Below are 2886 nucleotides of genomic sequence, written 5' to 3' on the forward strand. Positions count from 1 at the left end.
CCCAGCACGCCCGGCGCAGGCTGCCCGAGCCGGAAAGGGGAACCACCAACCCATCCGACAAACCAGGTCACACCACCCGGACACCCACCAGGACCTTGGGAATGTGGATCAGCGGTTGCCCTCGGTGTCGTCTTCGTGGGGATGGGGGTGGCAGGCGTCAGGTGGTGCTGTCGGTCGTTCGGAACTCTCGCGTGGCCGGAGGTGCGTGTAGTCCTTCTCTCCGGTCGTTCCGCTGTGCTTGTCCTGCCACGGTTCTGTGCTCCGCCGTGGTCGGACGGGGTGTCGCCTGGCCGGGGTACTGGGTATGGCCTTCCGGTGATTGGTCGTGGCGTTCCACGGGCTCCGGGAATGAGCGGGCTTTGTGCTTCGGCCGGGTACGGACATGGGTCATGGCCCCGGTCCCTTCGCAGACCTCCGCTACCGAGTAGCAGTTCGGGGTATGTCTCTGCCCCCTGCGCAGGCGGGGCAAGGGTTCGCAGATCACGGGAGTTCGCAGATCGGTACTGCCCGGACGGGCTCCTGCCACTGCCTCTCAGCGCTCTGGAAGCCGCGTCCTCGGTTGGGGTGCTCTGATCCCTGCGTCCTGGCAGTCCTGACGGGTTGTCGGAGGTACCAGAGCTGGATGGTCACGGGTGTACTCGGGCACCACAAGGTCTCAGCCTCAATGTGGGCGTATCGGTCGGGACGGCCGCAGGGTGGGTCGGGGCGCTCTGTGTGGTGGCTTCGGGCTTCCCGGCTGGCTGCCTGGCCGGGCCGTCTTTGCGGCGGTCGGCTCTGCTCGATCCCTGCACGGCGACCGCGTTCGCGGCCTGGGGTGCTGGCATGGGCGTGCTTCTCGGCGGGACGCAGCGGTCTCCGGTCGGCCGGCTCGTTTACGCGCCGCCGTCCGGCAGGCCGGCCCGGTGGAGTCGGCCGGGCGACGTGCGAGTTGGACCGGGCCGGATCTTTTTCCTCCTGCGGGCGGCCGGCGCAGTGGCCCGGTCGGCAGGGCGGGTGCGGCACGGGTCTGCCCGGCCTGGTCGGGCGGTGCTCGGGCCGACCCCCCGTCGGCCAGGCGGCGGCCGGCTGTTGGAGCCGCCGTTGGCTCTGTTGGTCTGCTGCTCGGTCAGTTCCGGGCGCCGGTACGGTCGTGCGGGCGCGAAGCGGCCCGCCGTGGGCTCATGGCGGGCCGCTTCATCCTGGCTGTCTGTGGGCTGCCACTGCATGTGTGGGATGACTGCCGGAACGGGCGGGGCCGTATCAACCCCTGGCGTTCTTGGTCGGTTGGGGGACTGTCGGAGAGTCGCGCCTCCCCTCCGCCTGCTGCCGGAGGGGTGGTGCCGGGCCCGGTGTCGGGCCCGGCACCGGGGGTGTTAGCCCTCCTTCTGCGCGGTCAGGGCCTGGATGCGGGCCTTGAAGTAGTCACCTCGACCGATGTAGTCGACGGGGCGTCCCAGGTCGTCGACGTCCGTCAGGTGCGGGGAGTAGGTGCCGGGGCTGAAGAGGACCGTCTGGCCCGGCGTTGCGACCTGCTGGGCCAGGGTGATGGCCGCGCGGTAGTCGGCGACGGTGTCGATGTTGGGGGTGCCGGCGGTGTGGGCGAAGGTCACGAGCTGGTCGGCCGTGGGGCCGAAGGTGATCAGATGGTGCACCTTGTCACGAAGCCCGGGGCTCAGGCGGGCGAAGATGACGCCCTTGTTGTCCTCGCCTCCGGAGATGAGGACGACCGTCCGCCCCTCGATCGCGTCGAGCGCGTGAACGGTGGAGTCCACGTTGGTGGCCTTGGCGTCGTTGTAGTAGTCGACCCCCTGGTGGGTGGCCACGTACTCGGTGACGTGCTCGCGTCCCGGGAAGGTGGCGACCGCGGTGGCGACGGTGTCGAGCGGAACTCCCCAGCTCAGGAGGACCGCGATGGCGGGCAGCGCGTTGGGGAGCGCCCCCAGGGCCGTGATCCGCTCCTTGGGGAACAGCGTCTGCTCCTGGTTCGCCAGTCGCACGACGACCTGGCCGTCGTCGAGGAAGACGCCTTCGAGGCCGGCCGGGAGGGCGCCGCTCATGCTGGTGTACAGGAGCCGTCCCGGGGTCTTGGCGGCGAGGTCGCTGCTGGCCACGTCGTCGAGGGAGACGACGGTGAGGCTGTCGACGGTGTTGTGCTTGAGGAGCTGGCCCTTGAGGCGGACGTATTCGTCCCAGTCGTAGAGGTTGGAGTGCTCGGGGTTGATGTTGGTCAGGACCCCGGTCGCGGGGGCCAGGCCCGGGCTGTTCTGCAGCTGGGCGGCGGAGACCTCCAGGACGACGACGTCCTCGGGCTTGATGTTGGGCACCTTGCTGGCGAACTCGGTTCCGATGTTGCCGACGAGGTGGACGGTGATCCCGTTGGCTTCCAGGCCGCGGGCGATGAGGGTGGTGGTGGTGCCCTTGCCGTTGGTGCCGGTGACGGCGATCACCGGAGCCGGGGAGAGCCGGAAGGCCAGCTCGATCTCGCTCCAGATGTGGATCTTCGCCGCGCGGGCGGCGATGAGTACCGGGTGGTTGTTGTCGATCACGGGGCTGCGGACGATGAGGTGGAAGGCCGTGGGGTCGATGGAGGTGGTGTTGAGCTTGTAGGTGATCTTCATACCGGCGAACCGCTGCATGACGTTCGGCAGCTCTTCGGCGGACTTGGCGTCCATGACGGTGACCTTCGCGCCCTGCTGGACACAGAGTTCGGCGGCGGACTGACCGCTCATCCCGAGTCCGATGACCAGGACAGGCTTGCCCTTCAGGTCGACGGGGTCGCCCTGGTAGAGCTTCGGCTTGATCGGCTTGATGTTCATGTGTTTCTCCCTGGTGGGTGGCCGGGAGGGGTGGCCGCCTGGTTGGCGGTCGGGGTTGGTGGGGCCCCTTTCCGGCGCGGGGCACCAGCGC

Annotated in this window: 1 protein-coding gene; it reads right to left on the bottom strand. The window is 69.1% G+C overall.

Going from position 1 to position 2886, the window contains the following annotated elements:
• Window positions 1-1352 precede the first annotated feature (1352 nt).
• Window positions 1353-2795, bottom strand: a complete 1443-nt coding sequence (murD, locus tag ACFV04_RS43585; RefSeq protein ID WP_380350190.1) for a UDP-N-acetylmuramoyl-L-alanine--D-glutamate ligase — start codon at window positions 2793-2795, stop codon at window positions 1353-1355.
• Window positions 2796-2886: the final 91 nt, after the last annotated feature.

Origin of the sequence: Kitasatospora sp. NPDC059599 (assembly GCF_042735125.1) — a bacterium.
In the GTDB taxonomy this organism is placed as follows: Bacteria; Actinomycetota; Actinomycetes; order Streptomycetales; family Streptomycetaceae; genus Kitasatospora.